Source organism: Arthrobacter gandavensis, from assembly GCF_015355785.1.
Classification (GTDB): Bacteria; Actinomycetota; Actinomycetes; order Actinomycetales; family Micrococcaceae; genus Arthrobacter_B; species Arthrobacter_B gandavensis_A.
In genome coordinates this window covers 575,490-589,381 of record NZ_JADKYW010000005.1, presented here as the reverse complement: position 1 = coordinate 589,381, position 13,892 = coordinate 575,490, and the positions used below count along the sequence as shown (strand labels likewise).

Sequence of the window (13,892 nt, the reverse complement as noted above, 5' to 3'; positions counted from 1 at the left end):
GGGGGGGGGGCAGTGGCAGGCGCCGGGCCAAAGACGTTCGGTCCGGCGCCCGATTGGACCGGCGCGGTAGGCTGGCCGGGTGGAAAAGACCATCCCGTCACTGTCCGAACTGCAGGAAAATGCCCATGTTGTCAGGCTGCCAATGCGGGTGAAGTTCCGCGGCATCCTGCACCGCGAAGCGCTGGTTTTCCGCGGCCCGGCAGGTTGGGGCGAGTTCTCGCCCTTCCCGGAGTACGGCGAGCAGGAGGCAGCCGCCTGGCTGGCAGCAGGCATCGAGGCAGCCTGGGATGGGTATCCGGAACCGGTGCGCAGCTCGGTGCCCGTTAACGGCACCGTGCCCGCCGTGAACGTGGAACAGGTAGAAAAGGTCCTGTCCCGGTTCGGCGAGGTCCCCGCGGTGAAGGTCAAGGTAGCCGAACGCGGGCAAAGCGTCGCCGAGGACCTGGCCCGCGTGGCTGAGGTGCGCCGGCTGCTGCCGCACGCCGGGATTCGGGTTGACGCCAATGGCGGCTGGGACGAAGCAAGCGCCGTCGCTGCCCTTGAGGCACTGGCCGATGCGGGCCTTGAATACGCGGAGCAGCCCGTTGCCGGCATCCCCGGACTCAGGGCCGTGCGCCGGGAACTCCGGCGCCGGGGTATTCCGGTGCTGGTCGCTGCCGACGAGAGCGTTCGCAGGGAGACCGATCCGCTGCTGGTGGCGCGCGAGGACGCTGCGGACCTGATCATTGTGAAGGCTGCGCCGCTCGGCGGGGTGCGCCGTGCTCTGGACCTGGTGGCAGCGGCCGGGCTCCCCGCCGTCGTCAGTTCCGCACTGGACACGTCCGTGGGTATCCGGGCCGGAGTTGCGCTCGCAGCCAGCCTGCCGGACCTTCCCTACGCCTGCGGGCTGGGAACACTGTCCCTGATGGAAGGAGACGTCACCGGCGAGCCGCTGGTGCCCGACCGCGGCGCGCTGGCAGTGCGCGAGGTGCCGGTGTCGGAGGAGCTGCTGGAACGTTACGCGGCGGATCCGACCCGCCGGCAGTGGTGGCTGGACCGGCTGGCGCGGGTGCACGCACAGCTGGCTTTCCCTGCTGCCTGACGGCGTCTCGGGCAGGACGCCGCCAAAGAAGGGCGGGGATCCACCCTCATGCGTCGAAACGGGCGGGGCGGGGAGGTTGAAGTGACAGTATGGAGACGTGACCGGATCCTCCTTGTCCTCCAGCCAGCTGTCAGCCGCTAAAGGCGTTTCCCTCAGTTCCCTGCAGGCGGCACGGTCGGCCATCGCGGCCCTTGCCCGCACCGGCGTCCGTGATGTGGTCCTCGCGCCCGGGTCCCGCAGCGCGCCCCTGGCGTATGCGCTGGCCGAGGCCCAGTCGCAGGGGCTGGTCCACGTGCACGTCCGCATCGACGAGCGCGTCGCGGGTTTCACCGCCCTCGGACTCGCCCGGGGCGGGGCACGCCCCGCGGCGGTCGTGACGACGTCGGGAACCGCCGTCGGCGAGCTGGTGCCGGCCGTCATGGAAGCCCACCACGCCGGTGTCCCGCTGGTGGTGCTCTCCGCGGACCGTCCGGCGGAGCTGCACGGAACCGGAGCGAACCAGACCACCGTCCAGGACGGCATTTTCGGCCGGTTCCCGGCAGCCGCGGCGGACGTCGAAGCCGGAATGGATCCCTCCGGACCCATCGCCGCCGCCTTTGCCAAGCTCGGCGGAGCCGTCCCCGCCGGCCCGGTCCACATCAACCTGCAGTTCCGTGATCCACTGGTTCCCACGGAGGCGGACGCGGTCGACGCCGCACCGCAGGGTACCTTCGGGACGCTGCCGGCGGCCGCTGCCGAGGAAACCCCGGGGGCGCTTGCGGTGCTGGGAGGGACACGCCGCACGGTGGTCATCGCCGGGGACGGGGCGGGCGAGGCGGCGGCGATCTTTGCGCGCCGTGCCGGCCTGCCGCTTCTGGCCGAGCCGTCCTCCAACGCGCGTTTTGGCCCGAACTCCATTACCGCATACCGGCTGCTTCTGCAGGATCTGGGACCGGAGATAGAACGGGTGGTCGTCTTCGGGCGGCCCACCCTCTCCCGGCCGGTGTCCGCGCTGCTGGCCAGGCCCGACGTGGAGAAAGCGCTCTATGTGCCTCGGCCGGTGAACTGGTTTACGCCCGGGAAACGGCCTGAGACCATCGTCTCGGACCTCGCCTCCCTTCTCGCCTTCGCCGGACGGGGAGCGCCCGGGTGGCTTGAAGAATGGAAGCGGGCTTCTAACGCTGCCGCTGACGCTATCCAGGACCTGCTGGCCGGGGAGCAGCAGCTCAGCGGACTCCACGTCGCCGGGCTGGTGTGGAACAACTCTGACGCCAACCTCGTGCTCGGCTCCTCCAACACCATCCGCGATGTGGATCTCGTCGCCGCAGGCGGCTGGCACCCGCTGGATGTGTACGCCAACCGCGGGCTGGCCGGCATTGACGGAACCATCTCCACCGCGTCCGGCATCGCGCTGGCGAACGGGATTCCCACCCGCCTGCTGCTCGGCGACCTTACCTTCCTGCATGACGCCGGGGGCCTGCTCCTGGGAGACGGCGAGGCCGAGCCCGATCTGCAGCTGGTGGTACTGAACGACGCAGGCGGCGGTATTTTCACCACGTTGGAGCACGGCGAACTGGGCGAACGCGAGGAGTACCGCGACGTCGTGGAGCGTTTCTTCGGCACCCCGCACCGGGCGGACCTCGGCGCCCTCGCGGCCGGTTACGGCGTGCGGCACCAGCGGGTGGGCACCGCCGGCGAGCTGGAAGGCGCGCTGCGGGAACCCGTGCGCGGCAGGTCCGTAATCGAGGTGCGTGTGGAGCGCTCGGGCCTGCGTGCCCTGCACCGGCGGGTGCAGGAAGCGGTACGCAACGCCTTGGGCTAGAAGACGCAGCTTCCTCGGCCGGATACGGACCCCTGGCCAGGACGCAGCGCCGCCGGCTCACGTGAAACTGCACCGAAAATGGCTGTGGCACGCACCGGAAAAGGTGCAGGCCACAGCCATCAGGTATAGGGGCTAGAGAACCTTGGAGAGGAAGGACTGCGTCCGTTCGTGCTGCGGGTTGCCCAGCACAGCCTCCGGTGCTCCCTGTTCCACGACGACGCCGCCGTCCATGAAGACCACCCGGTCGCCAACTTCGCGGGCGAAGCCCATCTCATGGGTCACCACCATCATGGTCATGCCTTCCCGGGCCAGCTGGCGCATGACCTCCAGGACGTCGCCGACCAGCTCCGGATCCAGCGCGGAGGTTGGCTCGTCAAAGAGCATCATGTCCGGGTCCATAGACAGGGCGCGGGCAATGGCCACGCGCTGCTGCTGGCCGCCGGAGAGCTGGGACGGGAATGCCTTGCCGCGGTCCGCCAGGCCAACCTTCGCCAGGTTCTTCATTGCCGTCGCCTCAGCCTCGGCCTTGCCGCGCTTCTTGGCGCGGCGCTGGGCCAGGGTCAGGTTCTGCAGCACGTTCAGGTGCGGGAAGAGGTTGAACTGCTGGAATACCATGCCGATCCGGGTCCGGACGGCGTCCAGGTCCGTTTCCGGATCCGTGATGTCCGTCCCCTCGACCCGGATGGTGCCCGTGGTAGGTTCCTCCAGCCGGTTCACGCAGCGCAGCAGGGTGGACTTGCCGGAACCGGACGGGCCGATCACACAGACGACTTCGCCCTGGTTGACGTGGAAGTCGATGCCTTTGAGGACCTCGTTGTCACCGAAGGACTTGTGCAGGTTCCGGACCTCAATGGCGGGGTGTCCTGCGGACGGGGTAGGTGCAGGTGTGCTCACGCTGGGCTACCGGCCTCTCTGGTTGTGGCGTTCGAGTTTGGCGACCAGCTGTGTCAGCGGCAGGGTGATGATCAGGTACATGATCGCAGCCAGGACCAGCGGGGTGGAGTTGGCGTTCTGCGAGACCGAATCCCGGGCAAAGGTGGTCAGCTCCCGGTCCTGCATCGCCATGCCCGCAATGAACAGCAGGGAGGTGTCCTTGATCAGGATGACCAGCTCATTGGTCAGCGGCGGCGTGATGATGCGGAAGGCCTGGGGCAGGGTCACGGAGACCATGGTCCACGCCGGGCCCATGCCCAGCGAACGGGCAGCTTCGGTCTGTCCTGCCGGTACAGCCTGGATGCCTGCACGGATTGTCTCGGCAATGTAGGCGCCGGACACCATAATCAAGGCGATCAGGCCGGCTCCCGCGTTGCCTCCGGGCGGACGCCAGGAGAAGGCGATCGGGACGGCGAAGGCCATTGCGAAGATCACCAGCAGGGCGGGCAGGCCGCGGAAGATCTCGATGTAGATGGTTGCCGCCCACCGGTAGGGACCTACCGGGGAGAGCTTCATCAGGGCCAGGATCAGGCCCAGGATCAGGCCGCCGATGAACGCGATGATCGTGTAGACGATCGTGTTCTTGACGGCGACCGTGATGATGGTCGGGAAGGCCGCGCGGGCCACCTCCGGGTCGAAGAAGTTCACGCCGATGGCCTGCCAGTCAGCAAGCAGGACTACGGCAACAACTGCCAGGACGAAGACGGCGTACAGGATGCCCCGGGTGAGGCGTCTGCGGGTGGACGGTTTCAAGTAAAGGCCTTCCGCGGAAGTTTAGGGCCGTCCCGGGCGGGATGTGCCAGGGACGGCCGTGGGTCAGTCGGTGTTATTCGGTGAAGTACTTGTCGTAGATTTCCTGGTACTTGCCGTTGTCACGCAGTTCGGCCAGCTGCTCATTAACGCCGGACACGAGTTCTTCGCTCGCGTTCTTGGCCATGGCGAAGCCATAGGATTCATCCGTCTCGAACTTCGCGGCGATGGTGAATGCGCCCTCCTGCGTGTGTCCCAGGTTCACGGGGAGGTCCTGCAGCACGGCGTCGACATTCCCTGCCTGCAGCGCGGGGAAGAGCTCGGCGTCCGACGGGTAGGAGATGATCTCTGCGTCGGCGGCGTTGTCCCTGGCATAGGCCTCGCCGGTGGTGCCCTGCTGGACTCCAACCTTCTTGCCTGCGAGGTCTTCGATGCCGGTGATGTCCGAGCCTTCGGGCACCAGGATGGACTGCAGCGAATCGTAGTAAGGATCTGAGAACGTCAGGTTCTTCTGCCGCTCTTCGGTGATGGTCATGGCACTGGCACCCAGGTCGCACTGTCCGGCGGCCAGGACGGTGCCGCCCTGCAGGCCGTCAAAGCCGACGTCCTGAATGGAGGCTTCCAGGCCCATGCCGGAGGCGATTTCCTTGATGAGGTCCATGTCGAAGCCCACGTACTCGCCGTTTTCCTCGTATTCGAAGGGCGGGTAGGGAATGTCTGAACAGACGGTGAGTTTGCCTTCGGAAACCAGGTTCATTCCCGAATCGGATGCGTTGTCGCTGCCGCCGCCGCAGGCCGAGAGGGCAAGGGCGGACAGTGCCGCAGCGGCCAGGACGGAGGATCGTGCTTTGTACGGCATGGATTGGTACCTTCTCTTGGTGCCGGGCAGGACCGTCTGCGGTCCCGAACGTTGTTGGTAAGCAGTCTCGATTGTACGCATCCATTACGTTTCGGGTGCCGCAGCTCACAACGCGGGGCGTGCCCTTTACAGCAGACGGCGCTGGCCTGTGTGCCAGGCCGGCGCCGTCGTGCAGCAGCAGATGGGCTATTCGGTGAAGTACCTGTCGTAGATTTCCTGGTACTTGCCGTTGCTGCGCAGCTCTGCCAGCTCTGCGTTGACGGCAGCCACGAGGTCTTCGCTTCCGGTCTTCTTCATGGCGAAGCCGTACACTTCATCGGTTTCATACGTCGCGGAGATGGTGAAGGCACCGCCGTCGGTGTGGTCAAGGTTGACGGGCAGGTCCTGGAGGACGGCATCGATATTGCCTGCCTGCAGGGCGGGGAACAGTTCGGCGTCGGACTGGTAGGAGACGATTTCGGCATCGCCGGCGTTCTCCCGGGCGTAGGACTCACCGGTGGTGCCCTGCTGCACGCCAATCTTCTTGCCGGCCAGGTCCTCGAGGGACTGCACGGAGGAGCCCTCGGGAACCAGCAGCGACTGGAGCGAATCGTAGTACGGGTCGGAGAAAGCAAGCTTGTCTGCCCGCTCGTCCGTGATGGTCACTGCGGCGGCAATCAGGTCACACTGGCCGGCGGCCAGGACGGTGCCGCTCTGGAGCCCGTCAAAGCCGACGTTCTGCAGCTCCCAGTCCAAGTCCATGCCGGCAGCGATTTCGCGCGAGAGATCCATGTCGAACCCGGCGTAGTCCCCGTTGTCATCTACGTATTCGAAGGGCTGGAACGGCAGGTTGGAGCAAACAGTCAGCGTGCCGTCATTGACCAGTCCCAGGCCGGACTCGTCAGCTGAACCGGACCCCGAGCCGCAGGCTGCGAGGCTGAGGGCACCGACGGCCAGGACAGCGGCGGCGGCTTTGCGTGCTTTGTGGTGCATTGGGTTAGAACCTCAGGTCGAAACGGAGCTTTCGGCTCCGGTGGGGGCAGGAGAAGACGGCAGAAAGCCGTGCTTACGGGAATAAATTGTACGCGCCGCTCAGGAAGCCTGGCCGGAGAGGACCCGGGCACGGTCCAGTCCCAGGGCCTCGAGCATGGGACGGAACTTTGACCAGGTTTCCTCCAGCTCCGCGGCCGGGTTGGAACCCGATACGATCCCGCAGCCCGCGAAGAGGCGGACAGCCTGGGGGTCTTCGATCACGGCACCGCGCAGTGCAATACCCCATTCCCCGTTGCCGGCGCCGTCGAACCAGCCAACGGGACCGGCATACGGGCCGCGGTCCATGTGTTCAAGTTCACTGATCAGCTCTCCGGCAACGCTGGTGGGATACCCGCAGACAGCGGCCGTCGGATGCAGTGCTTCGACCAGGTCCAGCGAGCTTGGAACACCGCCGCCTGCTGTCCGCAGCTCGGCGGTGACATCCGAGGCAAGATGCCAGACGTTGGGCAGCTCCAGGACAAACGGCTCACTGTGCGAGGTCATGGAGGAGGTGAACGGTTCCAGCCGGGTGGTCACCGAGTCGATGGCGATCGCATGTTCGTGCTGCTGCTTCTCCGAGCCGGCCAGGACCCGCTTGGCATAGTCCGGATCATCCAGCGGGGCAGTGGCACGGTCCAGGGTGCCGGCCAGGACACGGGCACGGGCCTTGCCGTCCTCCACCTTTATCAGCATTTCCGGTGTGGAGCCGATGAGCCCGTCCACGGAGTAGGTCCAGCAGCTCTCGTAGCGCAGCGCGAGTTCCCGCAGGACCTGCGCCGTCGCGATGGGAGCGGGGAGGCTGGCAACGATGTCCCGCGCCAGCACGATCTTGCTCAGTTCTCCGGCCGCAATGTGGGCCACGGACCGGGCGACCGCGTTCTTCCACTCGGATTCGGAAAGCATCCCCGGAAGGATGGTGTCGCTGCCAAGGGACATCGAGTCAGCGGAAATCTCTTCAAGGTAACCGGCGAGGGCAGTGGCCACGGAGTCACGGTCCAGGACGGCATTCGGGTCGAGAGTGGTCTGCGTGACCCAGGCAGTGCCGTTGCGGGAGCCGACAATGATTTCCGGCACCACTACGCGGGAGAGGAAGGGGGAGCGCTTGGAGAAAGCGAAGGAGCCGAAGGCGGCCAGTCCGGTTCCGGGAACCTGTACCTGGTCCTCAACCTGAGCGCCGGTGAGGACGGCGTTCCACCAGTTACGGGCGGAGTCGAAACGGTCCGGGCCGGTGGAGGTGTGGCGCAGGACTTCTCCGAATCCCACCAGGCCTTCGCCGTGGCGGATCCAGCAAAGCTGGTCGTTGCGGACCAGGTACTCCAGCAGCCCGACGGCGGCCGACGGCACGCCCAGGGGAATCGTGAGGGAACGCAGGGTGGTCATAATGCCTCCAACCCTACTCCGCCTCCCCGGCAGCCCCACATCCCGGAGCGCGGGCAGCGTCAGGCAACACACGGGTATGTGGCCAAAGACAAACCGCCGCACGCCGGTTCGGCGGCCTGCGCTTTGTTTGAGACAATGAGCGGGTGAAGCGCGCAACTTTGGAAAAACGCCCCGATGAAGTCGCTGCCATGTTTGATGAGGTGGCCCCCAAGTACGACATCGTCAACGATGTGCTGTCCATGGGCCAGACCCGCCGCTGGCGGCGCCTGGTGGTCGACGCCGTCGGCGCCCGTCCGGGGTCCCGCGTGCTGGACCTCGCAGCCGGCACCGGCACCTCCAGCGAGCCCTATGCAGACGCCGGCGTTTCGGTTGTTGCCTGCGACTTCTCCCTGGGAATGCTCAAGGTGGGCAAGCGCCGCCGCCCGGACATCGACTTCGTCGCCGGAGACGCCACTAACCTGCCCTTCGAAGACGACTCCTTCGACGCCACGACCATTTCCTTTGGCCTGCGCAACGTCAACGAGCCGAAGAAGGCCCTGGCAGAGATGCTCCGCGTGACCAGGCCCGGCGGCAAGCTGGTCATCGCCGAGTTCTCCTCGCCGGTTGTTCCGCTGTGGCGGACGATGTATACCGAATACCTGATGCGCGCCCTGCCGCCGATTGCACGCAAGGTGGCTTCGAACCCGGATGCCTACGTCTACCTCGCCGAGTCGATCCGCGCCTGGCCGAACCAGGACGAACTGGCCGGCTGGATTGCCGCAGAGGGCTGGAAAAGCGTCGCCTACCGCAACCTTTCAGGCGGCATCGTTGCCATCCACCGCGCCGTAAAGCCCGCAAAGCCTGCGGAGGCCGCCGGAGCGTGAGCGTCCTCATTGTCGGCGCCGGCCCGGCCGGTTCCACAGCCGCCTACTACCTGGCCTCTGCCGGGATTGACGTGACGGTGCTGGAAAAGACAGCGTTTCCGCGCGAAAAGGTCTGCGGCGACGGCCTCACCCCGCGCGCCGTCCGGGAAATCCAGCTCCTGGGCCTGCCGCATCAGGAAGCCGAGGGCTGGCGCCGCAACAAGGGCCTGCGCCTGATTGCTGCCGGTCGCACCATCGAACTGCCCTGGCCGGACCTGGACGACTTCCCTTCCTACGGCCTGGTCCGCACGCGCCTTGGCTTTGACGAGGAACTAGCGCGGCACGCCCGCACCGCCGGTGCCCGTATCCTTGAACGCCACAGCGTCACCGAGGCGCTCCGGGACGACGACGGACGGGTGTGCGGCGTCGTCGCGAATGTCCTTGACGAAAACGGCCGGAAGACGGGCGAGGTGCGGAAGTTCGCCGCCGACGTCGTGCTGGCCGCCGACGGCAACTCCACTCGGACCGCGCTGAGCCTGGGGCTTGAAAAGCGGGATGACCGTCCGCTGGGTGTTGCGGTGCGCACTTACTTCACCTCACCTCGGACCAACGATGACTGGATGGAAGGCTGGCTGGAACTGCCCGACGCCGCGGGCAACCCGCTGCCGGGCTACGGCTGGGTCTTCGGCGTCGGTGACGGAACCTCCAATGTGGGCCTGGGCATCCTGAATTCCTCGAAGGAGTTCGGCCGGCTTGATTACCGTCAGGTCCTGCGAGACTGGACCGCCGGAATGCCCGGGGAATGGGGCTTCACGCCGGAGAACCAAGTTGGTGAGATCCGCGGCGCGGCACTTCCCATGGGGTTCAACCGCACCCCGCACTATTCTCCCGGCCTGCTCCTGCTTGGCGACGCAGGCGGCATGGTCAGCCCGTTCAACGGCGAAGGTATTTCCTACGCCATGGAGTCAGCGCGCTTCGCGGCGGATTACATAGTTTCCGCCGAGCAGGCCCGAAGGACCCCCGGAATCCTGGCTCCGCACGCAGCCTACGACGCCGCGCTTGAAGGTTACGCCGGGCGTGTCCGGTCCGAGTGGGGCGGCCATTTCACCCTGGGGCGTGTGTTCGCGGGCCTCATCGGCAAACCAGCCGTGATGAAGCTGGCGCTTCGAACCGGAATGCCGATCCCCGTCCTGATGCGTTTCGTGGTGCGTATGCTGGCCAACCTCACGGACACCTCGCCGCGCCGGATCGAGGATAGAGTGATTGCGTTGCTGGAAATGCTGGTTCCTGCCGCTTCCAACCAGGACGGCGTGCCGCAGCCCGTACGCGGCGCGGGCCGCGATGCCAGAGTATGACCCTGCCAACCCGTCCCCACGAGAAGTTAGCCTTGAACAGTGACTGAATCCACCAATGCCAGCCCGGATGCCCTCGGGGACGCCGAGATGGCGCTGCCTCCCGGGTTCACCCCCCTCGCGGAAGACCCAGTCCTGGGTCCTGCCATTGTGGCTGGACTGGAAAAGGTCGAAGAGGAACTGCGCGAGGCGATCGCCAACTCCGATCCCTTCGCGGACGCAACCTCCCGGCACCTGATGGAAGCAGGCGGCAAGCGCGTGCGGCCCCTGCTGGTCCTGCTTGCTTCCCATCTGGGCCCGAACCCCGGCAGCGACGAGGTGCGGATGGCCGCCGTCGTCGTTGAGCTGACGCACCTTGCCACCCTCTACCACGATGACGTGATGGACTCAGCGCCGGTGCGCCGCGGTGCCCCAACGGCACACGAGGTCTGGGGTAACTCAGTAGCCGTCCTCACCGGCGACCTGATCTTCGCCCGGGCGTCTTCCCTGGTCTCGCTGCTGGGAGCTGAAGCCCTGGGAATCCAGGCCCGCACCTTTGAGCGTCTGGTCATGGGCCAGCTGCAGGAGACCATGGGCCCGGCCGACGGCGAAGATCCCCTGGCCCACTACCTCTCAGTCATTGCCGGGAAGACCGGCTCCCTGATCGCGGCCTCAGGCCAGCTGGGTGCACTGTTCGGCGGAGCCGACCCGCAGACCGTCGAGATCATGGTCGATTACGGTGAAAAGGTGGGCGTTGCCTTCCAGCTCGCCGATGACGTGATTGACGTGGCAGGCCTGCAGGACAAGTCCGGTAAGACCCCGGGAACGGACCTGCGGGAGGGCGTCCCCACCCTGCCGGTGCTGCTGCTGCGCCGCAATGCTGCCGCCGGGGATGCCGAGGCCGCCGCGGTGCTGGAACTGGTGGACTCGGACCTGACCTCTGACGAGGCCCTGGCCGCCGCCGTCGCGGCTGTCCGCGGCAACCGCGCCACCGCCGAAGCGTGGGAGGTTGCCCGCCAGTGGGCCGCGGACGCCGTTGCTGCGCTGGCACCGATGCCGGACTCCGTCATCAAGTCCTCACTCACGGCCTTTGCCGAAGCCGTCGTGGAGCGCGAAGCCTAGGATCCTGTACCCCGATTCCCCGCTTCATCCCGTAAACGCAGAACGGCTGCCCGATGGACACCGGGCAGCCGTTCTGCGTTTAAGCGCTAGTCTTCATCGTCTTCGAAGACCCACTCGAACATGTCAAAGACGTATTCGCTGAAGGTTCCCTCTTCGCTCTGCCATTCGCCACGGGCATTGTTCCGCCGCCACACGATGGGATCCGGTACGTCCAGCTGGTCGGCACGGAAGCCCCAGGCGAACTTCTCATCCTCATCCTCCAGGAACAGCAGGAACCCGTCTTCGAGTTCAAGCTCATCGGGATCCCAGAAGAAGTGGTATGCCTCCATGAGGTCCTCGCAGCCGCCCAGCGCGAGGTAGAACTCACGCAGGACCAGCGGAATGGAGAAGTCATGCTCATCGAGCATTTCGTCGAGTTCATCGGCGCTCATCCCGTCCTCGGGACGCCAATTGTCCTCGAGGTACTTCGGGACGAGGGCACGGAACTTATCGAGGAACATTTCACTCATTGCGGGGGGCTCCAACGTTGCAGGCGGACGTACTTCTATCCTAGCCGCGGCCGGCCGCGGTGCCTGACGGGCCGCGGGCGGCGGGTCTGCTCAGTCAGTGCGGCGGGCCAGGCCAGGGTAATCCAGCACCACGCCGTCGGAATCCACGGTGATCTCGGCGGTGAACCCGCCTGAGTCGGAGGAGTAGAGGACTACGGCGTTGCCGCGTTCGTCCCGGTAGGGGGAAACCTGGGAGTAAACCTGCTCGCTGGCAAGGACCCGGAGACTGGGCATTTCCACCCAGGCCATCGTCAGCCTGGTTTCATCCGGCGGGGCTGAGCTGTTGAGCAGGTCCAGCCGAAGGATCGGCATTGTGTTCGTAAGGGGGCACAGCCCAAGGTCGCAGTCCTGGGCATTGTCCAGCGACCGGGGGTCTTCTATCCCGGGAGCGGGCAGGTCCACGGTGCCGCTGGTGCTGACGTGGGAATTCCAGCGTCCCTCGATGGACCGGACGAGCTCGAGTGAACGCGACCAGCCGTTCCCGGTCACCTTCACCTCCAGCCTGCGGGTAACCCAGCCGGGGGAGGTGGACAGTGACCAGGTGGCGCCATAGTCGCCGCAGGTTGACGTGCCGCTGGCTGCCAGCTCGCCGTCGCGAAAGGAGACGACCGCGGAATCCCGGCGTCCGGGGTCGTCGATGCCCGCCCAGTGAAGGGTCCTGGCGGGCTTAGCTGGCGTGTCCATCCCTACAGCGTAAAGTCCGCCCTAAACCGGCACAAAACGGCAGCGCCCGGCGGGCCTGTGCTCCGGCCCGGGCTGCGCCGGCCGGGACGCTGACCGGGACGCCCGCCGGCCGCCTAGGCGGTGAGCCGCCGCACGTTCAGCGCGAGGTACAGATGCACGCGGTCGGCTGTCACGGCGGGATCGTAACCGGAGAGGTCAGCGATCTGCGTGAGCCGGTAGCGCACGGTGTTCCGGTGCAGGCCGAGGGCCTGGGCCACCTTTGCCACGGACCCGTTCACGGCCAGGTACTTCTCGAGGGTTGGGACCAGCTCCGCGTCGTGGGCAGCATCGAAGGCCAGCAGCGGGTCCAGTGCCTCGGCCGCCAGGTCAGCCAGCGGAACGTCACGGCTCGCCATCAGCAGCGACGCCAGGCTCAGCCGGTCCGGTTCGTTGACGGCGGCACCCCGGAGCAGGCCTTCCTTGGCCTCGTAGTACCCCCAGCGCAGCCCGGCCGGTTCAGCGTAGGCACCGCCCACGCCCACCTTCGCCGGAATACCTGCTTCCTGCAGGTAGCCGCCAAGCTCTGCGGCGAGGACCGCCGGATCGCCGTCGGGCACCCAGACGGCCAGCCGGTCCTCGCAGGTGGCACTCACAGCGTCCTGCAGGGCCGGCGGCAGCGGCAGGGAGGCGAGCAGCTTGGCCTGCGCCGCGCCGGCTTCCACCAGGAGCGTCAGCTGCCGCCGTTCCGTACTGACGCCGGCGGCCCGCAGCCGGTGTACGGCGTCCTGGCCGGTAAGTTTGCCTGCCACGATGTCATCGAGCAGCTGGCCGTTGACCGCCCGTTCGCTCACCCGGCGCCCGGCCTGGTTGTTCAATTCCACGCTGATGAGGCTCTGGGCGTAGGCAAGAAGATCCGGGTGGCCGAAGGGCTTGGCGACGGAGAGGACGCAGCGGTCCCGCATGCCGGTGGCGATCGGCACCCGGTGCCAGGCGGTCTCCGCTTCCGGGCCGCCCCCCGGGACGCCGGTGGAAAAGACCTCGGTGCCGTACTGCTGCAGGGCAACCTGGGTGCCCAGGATTTCGGCCAGGTCCTTTAACAGCCCAGTCAGCCCGCGGCCCGAGAGCAGGGCCCTGGCCAGCACCTGATGCCCGGAGAGAAGTTCCTGGAGCTGTTCCACGTGGTCCGCCGACAACGCGTCCGCCACCAGCTTCCCCACGGCTATGAACGGGGTGCGGTAGGGCACTTCGAAAACGGGCAGCCCCAGCCGGTTGGCTTCTTCCAGCAGGGGGCCGGGCACCCGGTCCAGGCTGAGCCCGGTCCCAAAGCCGATCGCCAGCGCGCCAGCCCGGTGCACGCTCTCCACGAACCGGCGCTGCACTGCTCCGGTCCGCTGGCGCATTCCCGTTGTGAGCACCACTTCGCCGCCGCTGAGGAAGGGCGAGGGGTCTTCGAGTTCAGTTACGGCAACCCACTGGACCGGTACCGGGGTTGCCGCAGCGCTGCCGCGGATGGCGAGGTCCAGGTCCCTGGCGGACAGCAGATCTGTGAGCGAGATAGGCACGCAACAACT

General features: G+C 66.8%; 13 protein-coding genes. 5 read left to right on the top strand and 8 right to left on the bottom strand.

Going from position 1 to position 13,892, the window contains the following annotated elements; all coding sequences use genetic code 11:
- Positions 1–79: 79 nt before the first annotated feature.
- Together ITX31_RS07835 and menD are read left to right on the top strand one after the other, a co-directional pair.
- Positions 80–1,081, top strand: a complete 1,002-nt coding sequence (locus ITX31_RS07835) for an o-succinylbenzoate synthase (RefSeq protein WP_194782863.1) — start codon at positions 80–82, stop codon at positions 1,079–1,081.
- A gap of 97 nt (positions 1,082–1,178) precedes the next feature.
- Positions 1,179–2,882 (top strand): 2-succinyl-5-enolpyruvyl-6-hydroxy-3-cyclohexene-1-carboxylic-acid synthase, encoded by a 1,704-nt coding sequence (menD, locus tag ITX31_RS07830; protein WP_323745615.1) that lies wholly within the window; start codon positions 1,179–1,181, stop codon positions 2,880–2,882.
- 132 nt (positions 2,883–3,014) lie between these two features.
- On the opposite strand, the gene ITX31_RS07825 is transcribed toward menD, so the two are convergent.
- The 5 genes from ITX31_RS07825 to ITX31_RS07805 all read right to left on the bottom strand — a co-directional run bounded on the left by ITX31_RS07825 (position 3,015) and on the right by ITX31_RS07805 (position 7,815).
- Positions 3,015–3,776, bottom strand: a complete 762-nt coding sequence (locus ITX31_RS07825; protein ID WP_323745614.1) for an amino acid ABC transporter ATP-binding protein — start codon at positions 3,774–3,776, stop codon at positions 3,015–3,017.
- 6 nt (positions 3,777–3,782) lie between these two features.
- Positions 3,783–4,568: an amino acid ABC transporter permease gene (locus ITX31_RS07820; protein WP_194782862.1), complete on the bottom strand. Its 786-nt coding sequence runs from the start codon at positions 4,566–4,568 to the stop codon at positions 3,783–3,785.
- A 73-nt stretch (positions 4,569–4,641) separates the two neighbouring features.
- Positions 4,642–5,424, bottom strand: a complete 783-nt coding sequence (locus tag ITX31_RS07815) for a basic amino acid ABC transporter substrate-binding protein (protein ID WP_194782861.1) — start codon at positions 5,422–5,424, stop codon at positions 4,642–4,644.
- 186 nt (positions 5,425–5,610) lie between these two features.
- Positions 5,611–6,396, bottom strand: a complete 786-nt coding sequence (locus tag ITX31_RS07810; protein WP_194782860.1) for a basic amino acid ABC transporter substrate-binding protein — start codon at positions 6,394–6,396, stop codon at positions 5,611–5,613.
- A gap of 99 nt (positions 6,397–6,495) precedes the next feature.
- Positions 6,496–7,815 (bottom strand): isochorismate synthase, encoded by a 1,320-nt coding sequence (locus ITX31_RS07805; RefSeq protein ID WP_228529103.1) that lies wholly within the window; start codon positions 7,813–7,815, stop codon positions 6,496–6,498.
- 143 nt (positions 7,816–7,958) lie between these two features.
- Between ITX31_RS07805 and ITX31_RS07800 the strand changes: the two genes are divergently transcribed.
- The 3 genes from ITX31_RS07800 (at position 7,959) to ITX31_RS07790 (ending at position 11,110) form a co-directional block, all read left to right on the top strand.
- Positions 7,959–8,678 carry a demethylmenaquinone methyltransferase gene (locus ITX31_RS07800; protein WP_194782859.1) on the top strand — a complete coding sequence of 240 codons (720 nt, stop codon included), beginning with the start codon at positions 7,959–7,961 and terminating at the stop codon, positions 8,676–8,678.
- Positions 8,675–10,012: a geranylgeranyl reductase family protein gene (locus tag ITX31_RS07795; protein WP_194782858.1), complete on the top strand. Its 1,338-nt coding sequence runs from the start codon at positions 8,675–8,677 to the stop codon at positions 10,010–10,012. Before ITX31_RS07800 ends, ITX31_RS07795 begins: the two co-directional genes overlap by 4 nt.
- Positions 10,013–10,099: 87 nt before the next feature.
- Positions 10,100–11,110, top strand: a complete 1,011-nt coding sequence (locus ITX31_RS07790; protein ID WP_194783562.1) for a polyprenyl synthetase family protein — start codon at positions 10,100–10,102, stop codon at positions 11,108–11,110.
- Positions 11,111–11,196: 86 nt separating this feature from the next.
- Here the strand turns inward: ITX31_RS07790 and ITX31_RS07785 are convergent, their stop codons facing one another.
- From ITX31_RS07785 to ITX31_RS07775, 3 genes are all read right to left on the bottom strand, one after another.
- Positions 11,197–11,619 (bottom strand): hypothetical protein, encoded by a 423-nt coding sequence (locus tag ITX31_RS07785; protein ID WP_194782857.1) that lies wholly within the window; start codon positions 11,617–11,619, stop codon positions 11,197–11,199.
- 90 nt (positions 11,620–11,709) lie between these two features.
- Positions 11,710–12,342, bottom strand: a complete 633-nt coding sequence (locus ITX31_RS07780; RefSeq protein ID WP_194782856.1) for a putative glycolipid-binding domain-containing protein — start codon at positions 12,340–12,342, stop codon at positions 11,710–11,712.
- Between the two features lie 113 nt (positions 12,343–12,455).
- Complete coding sequence (locus tag ITX31_RS07775) at positions 12,456–13,883, bottom strand: PucR family transcriptional regulator (RefSeq protein ID WP_194782855.1); 1,428 nt, start codon at positions 13,881–13,883, stop codon at positions 12,456–12,458.
- Positions 13,884–13,892: the final 9 nt, after the last annotated feature.

What these genes read in the sequence shown, in the direction of transcription:
- ITX31_RS07815 (WP_194782861.1), bottom strand. Translation starts at nt 5,424, where the DNA reads ATGCCGTACAAAGCACGATCCTCCGTCCTGGCCGCTGCGGCACTGTCC.
- ITX31_RS07810 (WP_194782860.1), bottom strand. Translation starts at nt 6,396, where the DNA reads ATGCACCACAAAGCACGCAAAGCCGCCGCCGCTGTCCTGGCCGTCGGT.
- ITX31_RS07805 (WP_228529103.1), bottom strand. Translation starts at nt 7,815, where the DNA reads ATGACCACCCTGCGTTCCCTCACGATTCCCCTGGGCGTGCCGTCGGCC.
- ITX31_RS07790 (WP_194783562.1), top strand. Translation starts at nt 10,100, where the DNA reads ATGGCGCTGCCTCCCGGGTTCACCCCCCTCGCGGAAGACCCAGTCCTG.
- ITX31_RS07785 (WP_194782857.1), bottom strand. Translation starts at nt 11,619, where the DNA reads ATGAGTGAAATGTTCCTCGATAAGTTCCGTGCCCTCGTCCCGAAGTAC.
- ITX31_RS07780 (WP_194782856.1), bottom strand. Translation starts at nt 12,342, where the DNA reads ATGGACACGCCAGCTAAGCCCGCCAGGACCCTTCACTGGGCGGGCATC.